Source organism: Sinanaerobacter chloroacetimidivorans, from assembly GCF_018128545.1.
Taxonomy (GTDB): domain Bacteria; phylum Bacillota; class Clostridia; order Peptostreptococcales; family Anaerovoracaceae; genus Sinanaerobacter; species Sinanaerobacter chloroacetimidivorans.
Genome location: NZ_JAGSND010000004.1, coordinates 1 through 15,542, shown reverse-complemented (window position 1 = coordinate 15,542; position 15,542 = coordinate 1). Strand labels below are relative to the sequence as shown.

At 38.0% G+C, this 15,542-nt stretch carries 18 protein-coding genes; 4 read left to right on the top strand and 14 right to left on the bottom strand.

The window, feature by feature from the left end:
• Positions 1-67 precede the first annotated feature (67 nt).
• A complete protein-coding gene (locus tag KCX82_RS07535; protein ID WP_227017844.1) occupies positions 68-547 on the bottom strand; it encodes an HD domain-containing protein in 480 nt (159 codons plus the stop codon).
• A 392-nt stretch (positions 548-939) separates the two neighbouring features.
• Between KCX82_RS07535 and KCX82_RS07530 the strand changes: the two genes are divergently transcribed.
• The 3 genes from KCX82_RS07530 (at position 940) to KCX82_RS07520 (ending at position 3,831) form a co-directional block, all read left to right on the top strand.
• Positions 940-1,824: a PHP domain-containing protein gene (locus KCX82_RS07530; RefSeq protein WP_227017843.1), complete on the top strand. Its 885-nt coding sequence runs from the start codon at positions 940-942 to the stop codon at positions 1,822-1,824.
• Positions 1,825-1,873: 49 nt separating this feature from the next.
• Positions 1,874-2,644 (top strand): enoyl-ACP reductase FabI, encoded by a 771-nt coding sequence (locus KCX82_RS07525; RefSeq protein ID WP_227017842.1) that lies wholly within the window; start codon positions 1,874-1,876, stop codon positions 2,642-2,644.
• A gap of 188 nt (positions 2,645-2,832) precedes the next feature.
• A complete protein-coding gene (locus tag KCX82_RS07520) occupies positions 2,833-3,831 on the top strand; it encodes a sensor domain-containing diguanylate cyclase (RefSeq protein ID WP_227017841.1) in 999 nt (332 codons plus the stop codon).
• An 84-nt stretch (positions 3,832-3,915) separates the two neighbouring features.
• Here the strand turns inward: KCX82_RS07520 and KCX82_RS07515 are convergent, their stop codons facing one another.
• From KCX82_RS07515 to KCX82_RS07480, 8 genes are all read right to left on the bottom strand, one after another.
• Positions 3,916-4,344, bottom strand: coding sequence for a DUF3021 family protein (locus KCX82_RS07515; protein ID WP_227017840.1), 429 nt, complete (start codon positions 4,342-4,344; stop codon positions 3,916-3,918).
• Between the two features lie 9 nt (positions 4,345-4,353).
• A complete protein-coding gene (locus tag KCX82_RS07510; RefSeq protein WP_227017839.1) occupies positions 4,354-4,791 on the bottom strand; it encodes a LytTR family DNA-binding domain-containing protein in 438 nt (145 codons plus the stop codon).
• A gap of 481 nt (positions 4,792-5,272) precedes the next feature.
• Entirely contained in the window at positions 5,273-5,752 is a 480-nt protein-coding gene (gene rlmH, locus KCX82_RS07505; RefSeq protein WP_227017838.1) for a 23S rRNA (pseudouridine(1915)-N(3))-methyltransferase RlmH, read from the bottom strand.
• Positions 5,753-5,838: 86 nt separating this feature from the next.
• Positions 5,839-7,101, bottom strand: a complete 1,263-nt coding sequence (locus tag KCX82_RS07500) for a S1C family serine protease (RefSeq protein ID WP_227017837.1) — start codon at positions 7,099-7,101, stop codon at positions 5,839-5,841.
• A 16-nt stretch (positions 7,102-7,117) separates the two neighbouring features.
• Entirely contained in the window at positions 7,118-7,912 is a 795-nt protein-coding gene (locus KCX82_RS07495) for an MBL fold metallo-hydrolase (protein WP_227017836.1), read from the bottom strand.
• 135 nt (positions 7,913-8,047) lie between these two features.
• Positions 8,048-8,782 (bottom strand): two-component system regulatory protein YycI, encoded by a 735-nt coding sequence (gene yycI / locus KCX82_RS07490; protein WP_227017835.1) that lies wholly within the window; start codon positions 8,780-8,782, stop codon positions 8,048-8,050.
• Between the two features lie 13 nt (positions 8,783-8,795).
• A complete protein-coding gene (locus KCX82_RS07485; RefSeq protein ID WP_227017834.1) occupies positions 8,796-10,268 on the bottom strand; it encodes a hypothetical protein in 1,473 nt (490 codons plus the stop codon).
• A gap of 13 nt (positions 10,269-10,281) precedes the next feature.
• Positions 10,282-10,824 (bottom strand): hypothetical protein, encoded by a 543-nt coding sequence (locus KCX82_RS07480; protein ID WP_227017833.1) that lies wholly within the window; start codon positions 10,822-10,824, stop codon positions 10,282-10,284.
• Between the two features lie 257 nt (positions 10,825-11,081).
• On the opposite strand from KCX82_RS07480, the gene KCX82_RS07475 reads away from it, so the two are divergent.
• Positions 11,082-11,636 carry an RNase H family protein gene (locus KCX82_RS07475; RefSeq protein WP_227017832.1) on the top strand — a complete coding sequence of 185 codons (555 nt, stop codon included), beginning with the start codon at positions 11,082-11,084 and terminating at the stop codon, positions 11,634-11,636.
• Here the strand turns inward: KCX82_RS07475 and KCX82_RS07470 are convergent.
• The 5 genes from KCX82_RS07470 to KCX82_RS07450 all read right to left on the bottom strand — a co-directional run bounded on the left by KCX82_RS07470 (position 11,631) and on the right by KCX82_RS07450 (position 15,375).
• Positions 11,631-12,731: a PP2C family protein-serine/threonine phosphatase gene (locus tag KCX82_RS07470; RefSeq protein ID WP_227017831.1), complete on the bottom strand. Its 1,101-nt coding sequence runs from the start codon at positions 12,729-12,731 to the stop codon at positions 11,631-11,633. The genes KCX82_RS07475 and KCX82_RS07470 overlap by 6 nt on opposite strands.
• Before the next feature lie 40 nt (positions 12,732-12,771).
• Positions 12,772-13,194, bottom strand: coding sequence for a type II 3-dehydroquinate dehydratase (aroQ, locus tag KCX82_RS07465; protein WP_227017830.1), 423 nt, complete (start codon positions 13,192-13,194; stop codon positions 12,772-12,774).
• Positions 13,195-13,423: 229 nt separating this feature from the next.
• Complete coding sequence (locus KCX82_RS07460) at positions 13,424-14,560, bottom strand: aminotransferase class V-fold PLP-dependent enzyme (protein WP_227017829.1); 1,137 nt, start codon at positions 14,558-14,560, stop codon at positions 13,424-13,426.
• Between the two features lie 156 nt (positions 14,561-14,716).
• Positions 14,717-15,004 carry a DUF4491 family protein gene (locus tag KCX82_RS07455; RefSeq protein ID WP_227017828.1) on the bottom strand — a complete coding sequence of 96 codons (288 nt, stop codon included), beginning with the start codon at positions 15,002-15,004 and terminating at the stop codon, positions 14,717-14,719.
• Complete coding sequence (locus tag KCX82_RS07450) at positions 15,001-15,375, bottom strand: YbaN family protein (protein ID WP_227017827.1); 375 nt, start codon at positions 15,373-15,375, stop codon at positions 15,001-15,003. Before KCX82_RS07450 ends, KCX82_RS07455 begins: the two co-directional genes overlap by 4 nt.
• Positions 15,376-15,542 lie beyond the last annotated feature (167 nt).

Sequence of the window (15,542 nt, the reverse complement as noted above, 5' to 3'; positions counted from 1 at the left end):
CTTTGTAAACATTTTATATAAAAAGTATACAGTATTCAACATTTTTTTTATAATTTTTCGAAAAATCTCATTTTATCACGCTTTTTTGTAAAATTAGTCTTTCCAACCTTTTCTTTTGTTCTTCCCGTGGAAATTCAAAGCCATACTGATGAAAATCCAATACATCGGCATCCTTTACGATTTCCTCCAGCGGACTTCCGACCTCACTTTTTTGGCTGTGATTTTTCACAGCAACAGCAATTTTTTTGATTTCTTCCTCGGTAAAAAGCTTTGTTTTTGCTAAAAATTCCTGAACGGGTTCATACCCTGCCTCTGCATGCCCTTTCTGCTTACCGGTAATGATTCTTCCATAATCATGACAGGCGCAGGCACAAGCTGCCAATTCAGGGTCAACTCCCCTTTCCTCTGCCAGTAAATATCCCAGCTTTGCACAACTGGAAATATGGACCCGCTCCCAATCAATGAAATGATCCCGCTCCGGCACCATCTTCTCGTAATAGTCAATTTCTTTTAACAGACTGCTTTGTAATCTGAATAGTTTCTTCACAGCTTATCCCTCTTTTCATTGTATCGTTGGAAATTAAAATTTATGATAATTTTTACAGAATCTTTTGATCCGATTCATGAATCAACTTTGGCCCTGGCGGCAGCTTTGGAAGCCGGCATTAGAAAACATAAGAAAAGGGTCCCTAGATTGTACTCTCTTAAGGGTGTACTCTATCTATCTATATAATAATTCATTGAAAAGCATAAGTCTATTCTTTTCAATGAATTACACTATACCATGTGAGTCTTAAACAAAGAATCAGGAGGATATAATATAAGCTATCGGCAGAATATTTCAGGCAGGTAAGAAATTAAAACGCTCTTATATTTGCCATTCTAACTAAATCGTAATAAAATAACTATGTTAATAAAACCATCATCAGGAGCTGCAGTATGATAGATTTACATATTCACACAACTTCATCGGATGGTTCGGACGAACCAAAAGAGATTCTGATCAAAGCACAGCGATTGGGTTTAAAATATATCTCTATAACCGACCATGACTCAATCGGCGCCTATGAAAAGTTAAGTGCTTTGAAGATCGGGGATTACTATGAAGGCGGGATTATTCCGGGTTGTGAGTTTTCCGTTGTACACGAAGGATATCCCATTGAAATATTAGGGTATGGTATGGATCTTGACACACTGCGTTCAGATGGCCTTATTTCTGATGAAAGGTTCCTGGAGCGGGAGAACACCTATCTGAAAAAAATGACGGAGATATGCAGAAATCTGAACATCAAATGCAGTGATAACTTATCGATCAAAAACAGTAAATACTTTGCTACTCAGATCATGCATGCGGATCTCAGAAAATATCCGGAAAATAAAAATCACTTCACAGAAGAAGTCTGGGAGAGTGTCAATGCCTTTTACAGAACCTGCGTAAATAATTCTGAGAGTCCTTTTTTCCTTGAACAGACAAAAAATTATCCTACGATTCAGGAAGCCTCTGCGCTTATCAAGAAAGCCGGCGGAATGGCTTTCCTTGCACATCTTTACGGATATTTTACCGAGGATCACCAATGTTTTTTGGATTCATTAGTTTCCTTATCCGTACTCGATGGAATAGAGTGCTATCATTCTCTTCATTCTTTAGAAAGAACGAATATCCTGCTTACCTATTGCAGAGAACACCGGCTTTTTGCATCCGGAGGCAGTGACTACCATGGAAAAGTAAAGCCTGATGTCAATATCGGCGAGAGTATCGATGGCTTAAAAATTCCCTATGAGATATTAGAGCCTTGGCTGCCGGCTAATACGATTTATGTATAATATAATGATTTATGAATCAATCAAGTTTCTTTAGGAGGATATATCAAGAATGGGATCTTTATTATTAAATAAAAACATACTAATTATGGGTCTTAGAAATAAATGGAGCATCGCCTGGGGGATTGCGCAAGCCGCTGCCCTGGAAGGCGGAAATCTGATATTTACATGTCAAAGTGAACGTGAAAAAAAAGAAACAGAAAAGCTGATTTCTGATATAGGTAATTTTTCTGTTTATGTTTGCGATATCTCTTCGGACAATGATATTGACGAACTATTCGATGTGATAAAAGAAAAGTACGGCGTAATACACGGTGTTGTTCATGCAATTGCACATGCAAATGCGGAAGAATTGAAGAACCCATTTTTATATACTTCCAGAGAAGGTTTTGCTCATGCCTTAGACGTAAGCGCGTATTCTCTTGTAGCGGTTTCCAGAAGAGCAAAAGATGTGATGACTGACGGAGGAAGCATATTGACACTGACTTACATGGGCTCGGAAAAAGTATTCAGTGGATACAATGTGATGGGAGTGGCCAAAGCGGCTTTAGAAACTAGTGTCATGTACCTGGCATCGGATATGGGCAGTTTCAAGATACGAGTCAATGCCATATCTGCCGGTCCGATTAAAACAATGTCCGCCATGGGAGTAAGCAATTTCAGCAGCATCTTGAATGTGGCAGAAGGACAAGCTCCCTTAAAACGGTGTGTGACCAAAGAGGATATCGGTAAAGCTTCCATTTTTTATTTGAGCGATCTTTCAAGCGGTATAACCGGGGAAGTTACACATGTAGACTGCGGCTTCAACATTATGGGGGTATAACACATTAGTTAAATAGAGCTGTTGTTTAAAAATACAATGATAAAATATAGTTGCTATGAAGTTATTGTAAAATTCTGATTTTTCATTAGAGGTTATTTTATATGATTATATTCTTATTACTGACAATGACTATGCTGGCAGCTTTACTGCTCCAATCATACAAAAAAAATTCATCTATACAGTACGAAATGCGACAGCTGATAAGGATCCGTGAGGCTGCATTAGACATAGCAAACAGAGTGGTGAACACGAATCACCCAACCGATTTATATCAGTACATTCTGGATACATGTCTGAAGCTTATCCCGAAGGCGAAGTTTGGAAGTATTTTGATGTTTAATTCGGAGGGTCTTCTTGTTGCAAAGGCTTCTGTTGGTTTTAATCAAGATGAAATAACTAATTTTAAACTAAAGCTTGAGGAATCATTCTTATACATAGCAACTGAGGGGAATCCGAATAGAACGGTTATCATCAACAGATTGGAGGACATTGTCCTTGAAAAAAATATTGTAAATTCCGGAGATAGCGGGTTTGCATTACGATCTGAAGTATCGGCTCCGTTATTTATCAATAAGGAGCTGGTTGGGCTTTTATGTATTGATGGTGATGAAAACGACATTTTTACCGAACAGGATATTTATATTTTAGATTATATGTCCAACCAGATCAGCATCATCATTAACAATCAAAAATTGTACCAAGAGATATTCTATCTTTCAAAATACGACAGTCTAACGAATTTACTGAACAGAAGCTGCTTTGATAAAGAGGCAGCCTTAATACTGAATTCACGCTCTCTTCAGACTGAAAATATGTATTTTATCCTTATAGATTTGGATAATTTAAAGGAAGCAAATGACACGTTGGGTCATAGCTACGGTGACGAAGTTATAAAAACCTTCTCTATGATTATCAGCAATCATCTTGGAAAGAATGAGCTTTGCGGGAGATACGGCGGCGATGAGTTTGTTGCCATTCTCCATGATGACCCAATTCCACCGGAAGAAAAATTGGAAATCATAAAATTTGATTTTCTGGCATCACAAAATATTTTTACTGAAGAAAAATTTGTACCAAATTTTAGTTTTGGCATAGCTGCTTTTAGAGAAGGTTTTTATTCTCTTGATACACTTTATCGGCTTGCAGATATGAGAATGTATCAAATGAAAAGTTTGAAAAAATCTTAATTCTTTTAGTTTTATATAGACCCGGATAAAACCATAAGCTTCATTATTCAATGCTATTGTTTTGTTAATGTTTTATTTTCTTTATTATTGTTTTTGCTTAAATTCCTTTAATTTATCGTTTAGAGTTTTTTTCTTTGATTTGGCTATTTGCCATATGATGATCCACGTTATTAAATAAAATAATGAATATACGAAAAATGAAATCAGAATGAAACTTATTCTATCAAAACTGTTTGCTCCATACCAACCAAAGATCAAACCGCATGAGATGATTGTTGCGGTGGTGAGAATATAGCCGATGATAGATTGCCAAAAAAATTTCAATTTCTCTGAACGATAAACCAAATTAATAAGAGAACAAAGTATTGAAAGTAAAAAGGTCTGCCAAATTAAACTGATAGGCAACATTGCAGCATCCGTAGTTATGGCTAATATGGCGGATACCATCAATACCGAAATAGTAAATGCAATCATTAACCCTAAAAAGAAAAATTGTATTGTTATATTTTTCATAGAATCTCCTCATAAACCCAATTTATTTTTAAATATAGGAACATATTGTCTTGAAATAATCACTTTCTCTCCATTTTGAAGTACAGCTTCAATTCTTCCGTTTAATAAAGGTGATACATAATCAATTTTTATCAAATTCAATACTATAGATTTACTTACTCTGATAATGCTGCTGCCTATAAAACGTTCCTCTATTTCATATAGTTTTAAATTTGTTTCATAAACGCAGTCTGAAGTATAAATAAAAACTTTTTCATCCACTGTATCAAAATAAAAAACATCTTCGGGTTTTAAGAAATAAATCTTAGCACCCTTCTTACCGCTAATCGTTGAACTGTATAACCGTATGCTTGATATTAGATTTTCAAGACCTTCATCGATGTTGTTACACTTTATGGTTATCTCAACTTCGCTATAAGTGTTTGATTGTTCGATATTGATTTTCAAGAATCTTTCTGCCCCCTTCCCTTAAATAATTATTGGAGTTAACTCTATCATTATGATACTTGAAACAGATATCTAAATTCAACCCAATTTCGGTTTGTTGCAATCTCTACAGGGTGTGTTACGTTATAACGGACTAAGTTACGGATGACCGTCACTTATCAGGGTTTGATTTTATTTTTTATCAACTTCTTAATAATCTGTCCATTCTGCCCAACCGGTATCGTTAAAAATGTTTGACGTATTATAATCCACCCTTGTATTTCCACCAACTTCTAAATTAAGCTCATAGAATATATATTCAAATTATATACTGAAAAGTATTTTTCTTCAATATTTACAATTTTTGCATCCCTATTTTAAGTGTTGTACTGACAAGGAAAGAAAGAGATGATGTGCAATCATACGAAATTAAGAAAAGGCATCCAACCGATTTTGATTGAATGCCATTATTTATTCATACTTATTGCTTCTTTTCTGAAAGTTACTTGTGGTAACTTTCCTTTTTTATAATCTTAAAGCTTCTGTAAATCTGCTCCAGGAGCACGACTCGCATCATCTGATGGGGAAAGGTCATTTTTGAAAAGGATAATCTAAAATCTGCGCGGGAAAGAACCTCCTGAGACAGTCCAATAGAACCTCCGATGATAAAGCTGATATCACTTTTGCCGGAAACGCCCAGCTCCTGAATCTTTTCTGAAAGCTCTTCCGAAGTTAATTGCTTCCCTTGTATCTCCAAGGCAATAACGTAGGAGTCTTTTTTGATCTGTTTTAAGATGCGCCTGCCTTCTGCCTCTTTTATAGCCAATTCTTCAGCCTGAGAAGGATTATCCGGAGACTTTTCTTCTTTTAGTTCGCTTATTAACAATGTACAATATTTACTGAGTCTTTTGCTGTATTCCTTAATCGCATTTGTCCAGTAATCTTCCTTCAGTTTTCCAATACAGATAATATGGATATTCATAACCGCTCCGTTCCTGCTAATCTACTTTTTACTTTTAAAAACTTATATGATATAAAAGGAGGCAATTCCCATTGCCTCCTTCAATTTTATCTTGATTCCTCCATCTCTGTCAATGTTACATTAACGGTGATGGTTCTTAAGTCTCTGACTACTTTAAGTGAAACGGAGTCGCCCGGACGGTATTGGAAAAGTGTACTGATGAGTTGCGTCATGGTGTCAACCTTGTCATCATTCACACCGATGATAATGTCGCCCTCTTTTAACCCTGCCTTTGCAGCCGGAGAATCGGTATAGATCTGTGCGATGTAAACACCTTTTTCAGACCCCAGGTTCGCATCCGGATAGGCCGCCAGATATTCCGAAACGCTTCCGCCCTTGATTCCTATATATGCTCGTTTAAATTCACCTTTTGATTTAATTTCATCTACGATGGGTTTTGCAGTATTGATCGGGATGGCAAATCCGAGCCCTTCGCCGCTTTGCGCTTTTGCTGAATTGATACCGATTACCTGCCCTTTGCTGTTAAGAAGCGGCCCTCCGCTATTTCCGGAATTAATGGAAGCGTCCGTTTGAAGTAATCCATCCATGGTGATTTGGTTCTGCCCGTCTGACACGGTAATGGTTCTGTTCAATCCGCTGATCACTCCCTGGGTTAGGCTGCGGTCAAAGGCAAGTCCCAAAGGATTTCCAATAGCTAAGGCATAGGATCCAATTCTTACATCTTCGGAATCACCAAGCTCTGCAGCCGTTAAATTATTTGCTTCTATTTTTACGATAGCAAGATCGATATTTTTGTCGTTCCATAATACAGTTCCGGTTACTTCTCTTCCATCGGTCAGCTGAACAACTATTTTCTCTGCAGTTCCATCACTTACCACATGTGAATTTGTCAGGATATAGCCTTTTTCATCCACAATAATCCCCGTACCGACTCCGCTGGCCACCCCTTTTTGCTCCCCAAACCAGCTTTGATAAGTAACCTCTGTGCTTGTACTGATACCGACAACAGATGGAATTACTTTTTCAGCTATAGCTTCTGCTGTATTAATATTGCTTTCCGGTTTGATGGTAATATCACTACGCACTGCAAATCCGGGGATGATATCCTGGGCGTAATACATAGCTGCCAGACCGCCTCCAAAGCCTGCTCCGGCAGATAAAACAACGATCAATATCAGTGACACGATTCTCTTGCCTTTTCCGGATTTCTTTTTCTTAGCAGGCTGCGTTGGCTCCGGTGCTATATAGGATTCCGTCGTAATGGACTCTGCCTTAAAGTTCTCTGTCTTATCCTCTGCTCTTTCCGGTGTTCCATCTAAACTTTCCTTATCAAATTCCTCAAATTCCATATTAATTCCCCCTAATTCATATTTGATAAATTAAGCTTACCTCATCTCTAATGATAGTATTCAATTTAATATGCTTTCCTATGTAATAATCTGCTTCCTCCAGTATGTTTTTTACTGTCTGATAGGCCATCTCCGGAAAATTATTTTCCTTACTCAGATGTGCAAGCAATACACATCTTTCTTTATTATCTTCAGAAAGCAGCCTCAGTATCGTCTCTCCTGCTGCCGCATTGGAAAGGTGTCCTTCCTCTCCCAACACACGCTGTTTCAGGAACCACGGATATTTTCCGACCCTTAACATATCTACATCGTGATTAGCCTCCAATATGAGAATATCTGCGCTTTTGATTTCATCAATGATTTCATCTCTCATGCATCCCGTATCTGTTACTACGCTGATCTGCTTTTCCCCTGAATAAAAAGAGTAGCCTACCGGATCTGCAGCATCATGGAATACTCGAAAGGTTTTTACCCGAATGTCGCCAATTTCAAACGCGTCCCCTGTAGTAAAGACCCTTCTTTGCTCCTGACAGATTTCTTGGTCAAGGCAATTCCAGGTCTTCTCATTGGCATAGGCTTTTATTGAAGGTTGCTTTTTCATTATAGTTTTTATACTTTTTGTATGGTCCGTATGCTCGTGAGTAATCAATACCGCAGCCAGCATTTCTCGAGAAGTCCCGGTTTTTTCAAGGCCTTCAAAAATTTTTTTACCGCTGATACCCGCATCTATAAGCAAAGCTGTCTGCTGTGTTTTTATTAAATAACAGTTTCCGCTGCTTCCGCTGGAAAAGGAACAAAAGCTTAACGTCATTGGAAATCTCTCCTTAATTGTCTCTTATTATTGTGTTGGTTTCGTGTTATTTGTTTGTTTTTTCGTTGTTATTTTTAAGATAGTATTGTAAACGTAATAGCATTTATTGCTGTAACTATATGACGCCCAGTCTTGTTACTGCTCATAGGCCATAACATATTTGATTTTTCCTTGATTATAGGTAATTTTCCACGCAGGAAATGCCGTATCAGATACAGGAGATTCAGCGTCAAAGGACTCAGAATCCAGCCAGTATACCAGTGAAATATCCTCCACATATACTTTTGCATCTTCTTCATTTTCGCTCATAAATTTTATCAGTGCATCTACTGCCGGAATGATTTCTTTCTTGGTCTTTCCGGTTTCTATTGGATTAACCCAGAATCTTTGGACTTGGTCGATCTTTCCCTCATACACTGAGAATATGATGTAGTTTTCTTCAATGGCTATATCGTTGAAATAGTTCTTATAGGCGACTGTGATTTGCTCCCCTCGTCTCTCAACGGACTCAAAAGTCACATTTTCGGTAAGCATTCCACAGCGTTCCAGAAAGTCTTTGGTCATTTCTACGATGTTGTCATCACTGCGCTCCCCTTTCGGAAGAGCTTTCTGCTGCTCCAGCTGTTTATCCACCAGATCCTGATTGATTTTATCATATTCAACCGATAATACGGGCATTCTACTATGCTTGCTGGGAATGGTTGTTTCGATGTAAATGTTTTTGCTTTCCAGAAGTTCTATTGTATCCTTCAGGACGTCCTCATCGGTGCTGCTAAAGGAATTATCCCGGAAGGCATAAGTCAATACAAGTACCAAATTTGTTACAAGTAGTGCAACTATCAGTATATTTTTTGCTTTCGTCCAATCCATTGAAAATCCCTTCCTATTCTTCCGAATATCCTAAAGGCTCCGCACTGTACAAATCAAAGTAAATATTGATACGGTTTATTGACACGATCCATGCAGGACTTACCTCGAAATCCTGCGAAGAATTCAAGGTTTTTACATATCCCGTCTGAATGTTGGTGATAAGCCCTGCTACTTCTTCAAAAATACGGCTTTGATCAACAGGCTCCGTAATATTCTTGGTATTGATCAGGATACCATAGATATATTGATAATTTTGTGCAATCGTATTGCCGGCGGTGGCAGTATCTTCGAAAGAAGCTGCCTGGAGGGTGTTTACTTCTTCCTGGTCAAAATGAATCATATTTCTGTTATAATACGTAACCTGCCCCTGGATAACATCCACTGTGATGATTTCCCCTTGCTCATAATATAAACGGGTTCCGTTTATTTCCATTCCGAATATAAATCGATAACCTTTTTTCCCCTCCGGATTGATCCTTATATTTTTTAGATATGGTTTCATAACTGCTCCATCCAAAGATCCCCAAGAACCGTGAGATGCCACATATTGAAGGGCAGTTTTTAAAGAATCAAAATAGCTTTGCTGTGAACTGACTCTGTCCGGCTCATCCTCCTTATAGACAAAACTTCCGTCGTTATTAACAATCAATACATTTTGACCATACCCATACATATAGATAATAGTTCCGTTATCCTCTTTAATTTTTCGTACAAAATCAAAATTTTCGCCAAAGAAAGACTCCGCCATTTCATTGATTTTATCCACCTGGTGAGCATATGCCTCCTGCTGATAGGAAAAGCTTTTCAAATTTGCCTGAAGTTCAGGGAGGACAAGAGTATGGTTTTCAATCCCCAGGTAGACGCTGATGGGATAATAATTAAGATAACCTTCCTGCTCCACTGTAGATATCAAAGCTGTAAATGTTGTTTGATCCGAATCAGCAACAATCCGATAATATTTTGAATTTTTGCCGTCGTATAGAAAGATACTTTCCGGGCTGCCTTCCGAATACCCCACCGTTGTTAAGGTTTCAATAGCGTTATAGCTCTGGTTTTTTTTGATTTCATATTCGCTGCAGAAATCCGCAAAAGGAATATTATATTGGAATTCTGCCCTTATGGAACTTTTATAGTTCATAATTTCCTGATACTGCGAATAGGTTATTTCCTCAACGAGAAGATTCTCCGTCTGGCTGAATTTTTTCAGTTCGTAAATAAATCCGATATTCTCGGCTCCGTCCCAGAGATATGGTTTTTCTGTGGTGACTACCGTATAGTTTTCAGAACCAAAATTAATAATCATCCGGTAAGGGCGCAGGACTTCTCTTACCGAGGGAACCTCTTGCTCTATTTGAGGTTCCTGCATTCCCAGCTTTTCAAAAGAAAGATTGCCCCAAAAAAAATACAATAGTAGTATCGTAGATAGCAACAATACTACTAAAAGAATGTTCTTCAGTTTTTCAATCAGCATCGGCTTCGTCATCATTCATCAGCCGCCTTTAATTTCCAAATATGCTTTTCAGCAGATTCTGCAAGAACTGCATAGTTCCGGACTGCGGTGTTTCAAAGATTTTCGCATCTGCCCCCTCTGTTTTTTCCTTTACCGCTACATAACTGTTATTGGTGTATAAAACTTTTCCATTTTCATCCACCGTTTCGATCTGGATCCTATATAATCCAGGGGACACGTCATTTACTTGCTTTGTAAAAAAGCTTAAGTTGTTACTGCATGTATAAGTAACCGCAGCCAATTTGAGAACAGGAGTAAAGCTCGCATTGCTCAGTGTTCCGTTGGCTACGGACAGAGAATTGATATTGATGGCACTTAAAGTACCATTTACCATTTGCTTTTCCTCAAATACTTTTACTTTTATCGTTTTGGGCTGCGTTACCTTTATGGAAATCAGAAGATTCGTGGAATAAACAGTACTGTTAGCTGCCGGATTAACAAGGACAACAGCAGGATCAGCAGCAGCATGGGCAAAAACAGTACTGAACAACATTGATAATACGATAATCAATGCAGCAAGACATTTTTTCATCCTTTTTCTTCCTCCTTTCCAAAACAAAAAATACTTCCTGGTAAACGAAGCCTAAATTACACCATTATTCATAAGCTAAGTATATAATATGTATATTACAAACGTGTTACGCCGCGTTTAAAATAGTTTTACATTTCTTTTGTGCCGTAAATTTCATTTAAATTCTTCTTTTTTCATCATCTTTAGCCCCTTGCTTGTTTTTCCTAATTAAGGCATAATCATTACTAGAATATTACAAAGGCAAAAGGAGCCATTTTATGAAATCAATGAATATATATACCGATGGTGCCTGCTCGGGCAACCAAAACGAAACAAATATCGGCGGCTGGGGGGCCATTCTGGAATACGGTGAACATCAAAAGGAACTTTTTGGCGGAGAACGCAATACAACCAACAATCGTATGGAGATGGAAGCTCTGCTCAATGCTTTACAGGCCCTGACAAAAGAGAACCTTTCCATCCGGGTTTTTTCCGACAGCTCCTATTTGATGAACTGTTTCCGCGAAAAATGGTATGAGAATTGGTACCGCAACAACTGGAAAACATCCAAAAAAACCGACGTTGAAAACCGCGATCTATGGGAAGCTCTTTTTGCTGTTATAAACAAGCATCAGATTGATTTTTACAGGGTCAAAGGACACGTTAATTTAAACAGTAAAAATACGAATATCGATGCTCTCTATCAAAAATTCATCGAGTGGAACGGTCCAAAGTTCACAAAAGATGATTTTTTATATATTACCAAAATGAATCATCGGGCTGACGAATTGGCAAATCAAGGTATTGACAGCGTGAAAAATGGCGAATCATAAAATCTCGGCTACTATGACAGCCACATCGTCTATCGGCAATGTACCTGTGTAATCATTCACCCCTTCAACAATCTTCTTTGCCAGGGCCTTTCCGTCCAATTGAAGGTTTTCCTTTACGATCCTAGTAATTCCTTCGGAACCGAAAGGAATGCCCCTATCATTATAGGCTTCTGTAATTCCATCCGTGAAAAGCAGGATCCGATCACCGCTCTCTACCTTTATGACAACTTCTTCATGATTGGGATTTTGAATCAGGTTGCAAATAGGCATGCCCCGAACGATAACCTCTTTCATATGGCCATTCTTGGTTACAATCATCGGAAGGCAATTATGCCCTGCATTTAACAAAACAAGTTCTTTTTTTGTTTTATCATAGCAGCAGAAAAGTACGCTTAGATATTGCTCCTCATTAATCTTCAAATCATTATAGCTTTTTATAAGCGTATCAAGGATTTCTTTTAGGTCTACCGTAGATTCATAGGTTCGTCCCCTGATAAGCTGCCGCAGAAAAATAGTCAGCAACGAGGACTTAACACCATGTCCCGAAACATCGGCTATGTAAAGCAAGGTTTTCTCTTTATCTATTTTTACAATATCGAAGAGATCGCCTCCCAGGTCTTCACTGGGCTGATAAATGGCGTTTATTTTTATTGAATCCCAGTAATCACCGTCTATTGGCAATGTACTATATTGTATTTGTTTTGCAAATTCTAAGTCTAATTTCAGCTTTTCATATTGTTTTAATAATTCATCCTGTATCTTTTTCTGATCTGTTATATCATGAAGCAACTCTATTGAATAGTTTTCTCCCCCATTTATGCTGACCGGTGATGACATTACCTCATAGTACCTATCGCCGATCAGAACATCTTTCGTATCCGTTTTTCCGGTCTCTTTCGAACCCGATGTAACACAATGATCACATTTTTCCGACTTTCCAAGAAGGTTATAACAGATATGCCCCAGGGTATGGCTGAATAAGGTACGCATTTTCTCATTCATATAGATCACTTTATGTTCTGCATCCATAACTCTAGCCATATAGTCCATTTTTTCGATGATTTCTCTCATTAAGGTGGTGTTTTCCCTGATCATAATCTTCTCTCTTTCTAAGTGTATTCATTACTGCTCGAAATTATTTAGACAGATATTCCAATGCTTCCAAATAGGAATGAACACCTTTTCCCCAAATCTGCTTCACGCAGACATTTTTGATTACTGATATTTTTCTGAAATCCTCCCTCGAGTTAATATCACTTAAATGAACCTCAACAGTGGGAATTCCTACCGCTGCAAGAGCATCACGTATAGCGATGCTGTAATGGGTATAAGCACCGGGGTTAATAATAATACCATTAGCTTGTCCAAAGCACTCCTGAATTTTATCGATAATCGCTCCTTCATGATTGGACTGAAAAAAGGATAATTCAATACCAAGCGGTTTAGCATGCTCTTCTATCCTTCGGTTAATTTCATTAAGGGTTAGGGTACCGTATATTTCCGGCTCTCTGATTCCTAACATATTCAGGTTTGGTCCGTTTATAATTTGAATTTTCATTTTATCTTTTGTTCTCCCATATATCACTATTTTATATAGCTTTTTTAGCATGCATGTCTGGTTGACGCGTGATTCAATGAACACTTCCTTGCAGCAACGCTGCATCTCAATAATTGTGTTCATTTAAATCATAAACTTCAAAATTAGGCAGTTTTGGCTCTTTGAAGTTTATGATGCAATAGTTCCTTCCTTTCAGCAACGCTGGAAGTCAATAGTTGGAACTATTATATCATACTTTTTTGATCTGGTATATGGCTCTTACAGCCGTCTGAATATCTTTTTTTGTATTAAATGGGCCAACGCTTAATCTAATAGCACCGGTGTCATAGGTTCCAATGGTTTTATGAGCAAGCCCTGCACAGTGGAAACCACCTCTCGAGGCAATACCGTAACCGTTCAGCTTATCACATACGTCTTCGCAGCTTAAGTGATTAATATTGAAGGTAACAATACCAGTCTTTTTCCTGCAGTCCCAAGGGCCGTAAACAGTAATGCCTTGCATATTTCTTAAAGATCCATCCAAAATTTCAATTAACTCATCCTCATAGTTTTTAATATTTTGAATCCCCATTTTTTTAACATATTTACAAGAATATCCCAATCCGATAATTCCGGGAGCATTTACAGTACCGGACTCATATCCCTCCGGATATTCCCAGGGCTGAATCAGATCTTTCGAATTGGTACCGGTTCCCCCTTCTATTAGGGTCTTTACATTTACACCTTCTCTTACATAAAGCAGACCTGTTCCTAGCGGGCCAAGCAATCCTTTATGACCTGGCAAAGCTAAAAGATCTATATTCATCGAATCCACATCAATAGGAACACTTCCAGCGCTTTGGGCTCCGTCCACCATGAATAGAATTTTTTTCTTTCTTGCAAAAGCACCTAATTCTTTGATTGGCATTATGGTCCCTGTTACATTGGAAGCATGTGTGCATACGATAAGTTTTGTATTCTCCTTAATCACATTTTTTATACTGTTTATATCTAAAGAACCATCCATCCCGCATTTTACGATGGTGGTTTCTATTCCTTGGTTTTCAAGTGCTCTTAGTGGCCTTAGAACAGAGTTATGCTCCATGGACGTAGTTACCACATGATCGCCAGGCTCCAGAACACCTTTAATACCAAGGTTTAAAGCCCCGGTAGTATTTAAAGTAAATAGAATTCTGCTGTAATCCTTAATACCAAATAGCTCCCCTACTGCTCTTCTTGCTTTAAATACCTCTTCCCCTGTCCTCATTGACATAGAATGTCCCGATCGCCCCGGATTACCACAATAAGTGCTGATACACTCATTCATCGCCATAAGCATTCCCTTTGGTTTTGGAAAGCTGGTTGCTCCATTGTCAAGATAAATCATGTTGCACCTCCGTGTAGAATAAAGGTCGCCATAAGGCTTCCTATTCATAGTATGCAACGGGGGTATAAAATGCTCATCGGACAAAATCTCTATATATTTAAATAGCTGACAAAATTATATCAGCCAATCAGATCGCAGGTCGCAGTATTCTCTATCTTAATATCTTCTGTATGGATTCATTTTTGCCCATCCTTTTTTTACTCGTACCTCCTGCATCGTCAATTCTTTAATGCTCCATAAACATACAAATCCAAGGATTCCGAAAATCGGAGACAAAACCGGGTGTCTGGTCAGCATAGAAGCGATTACAAAAATAACTCCGGCAATCAGAAATAGCGGCCAAATTTTTTTCGAAAAATAATATTCAGCTTTTACTACAATGGGATGAAATAACCCAATGATAATAAATGTAGCAGCACCAATGGCAATTCCGGTTAGATTCATGACTTCTCCTCTTTCTTCTTTAAACTGCAAATGTGAATCGTCACACCGATTCCGACAGCAGCAAGCAATATAATTATCTTAGGATTCTTGGATAAAAACATGGAAATTCCCAGCATGGCCCATAAGAAAAAGATGGCTCTTCTCTTTACTTCAGCCGGAACACCGGTTTTATTTCTGTAATTTTCTATATAACTTCCAAAGTACTTGCTTTTTAGCAACATCTGATAAAGTTTTTCGCTGCTGCCAGAAAAACAAATAGCGGATAAGATTACCAATGGAGTCGTAGGCAGTACCGGGACAACAATTCCAATAGCACCAATTATCAAAAATAAAATACCTGCTATTACCAACAGGATTTTTTTCACTTTCATCATGCTAACCTCCGGTTTTTACAATATATTCAGTTCCTGACTTATTATTTATTAGTTTGTGAAACTAAGTCACAATTTTTGTCTGATCAACAAAAGGTCTAATTTTATGTGATAACGCAAAGCTGGTTCGCAGTTTTGATATTTTCATAACCTCATCTCATGATTTT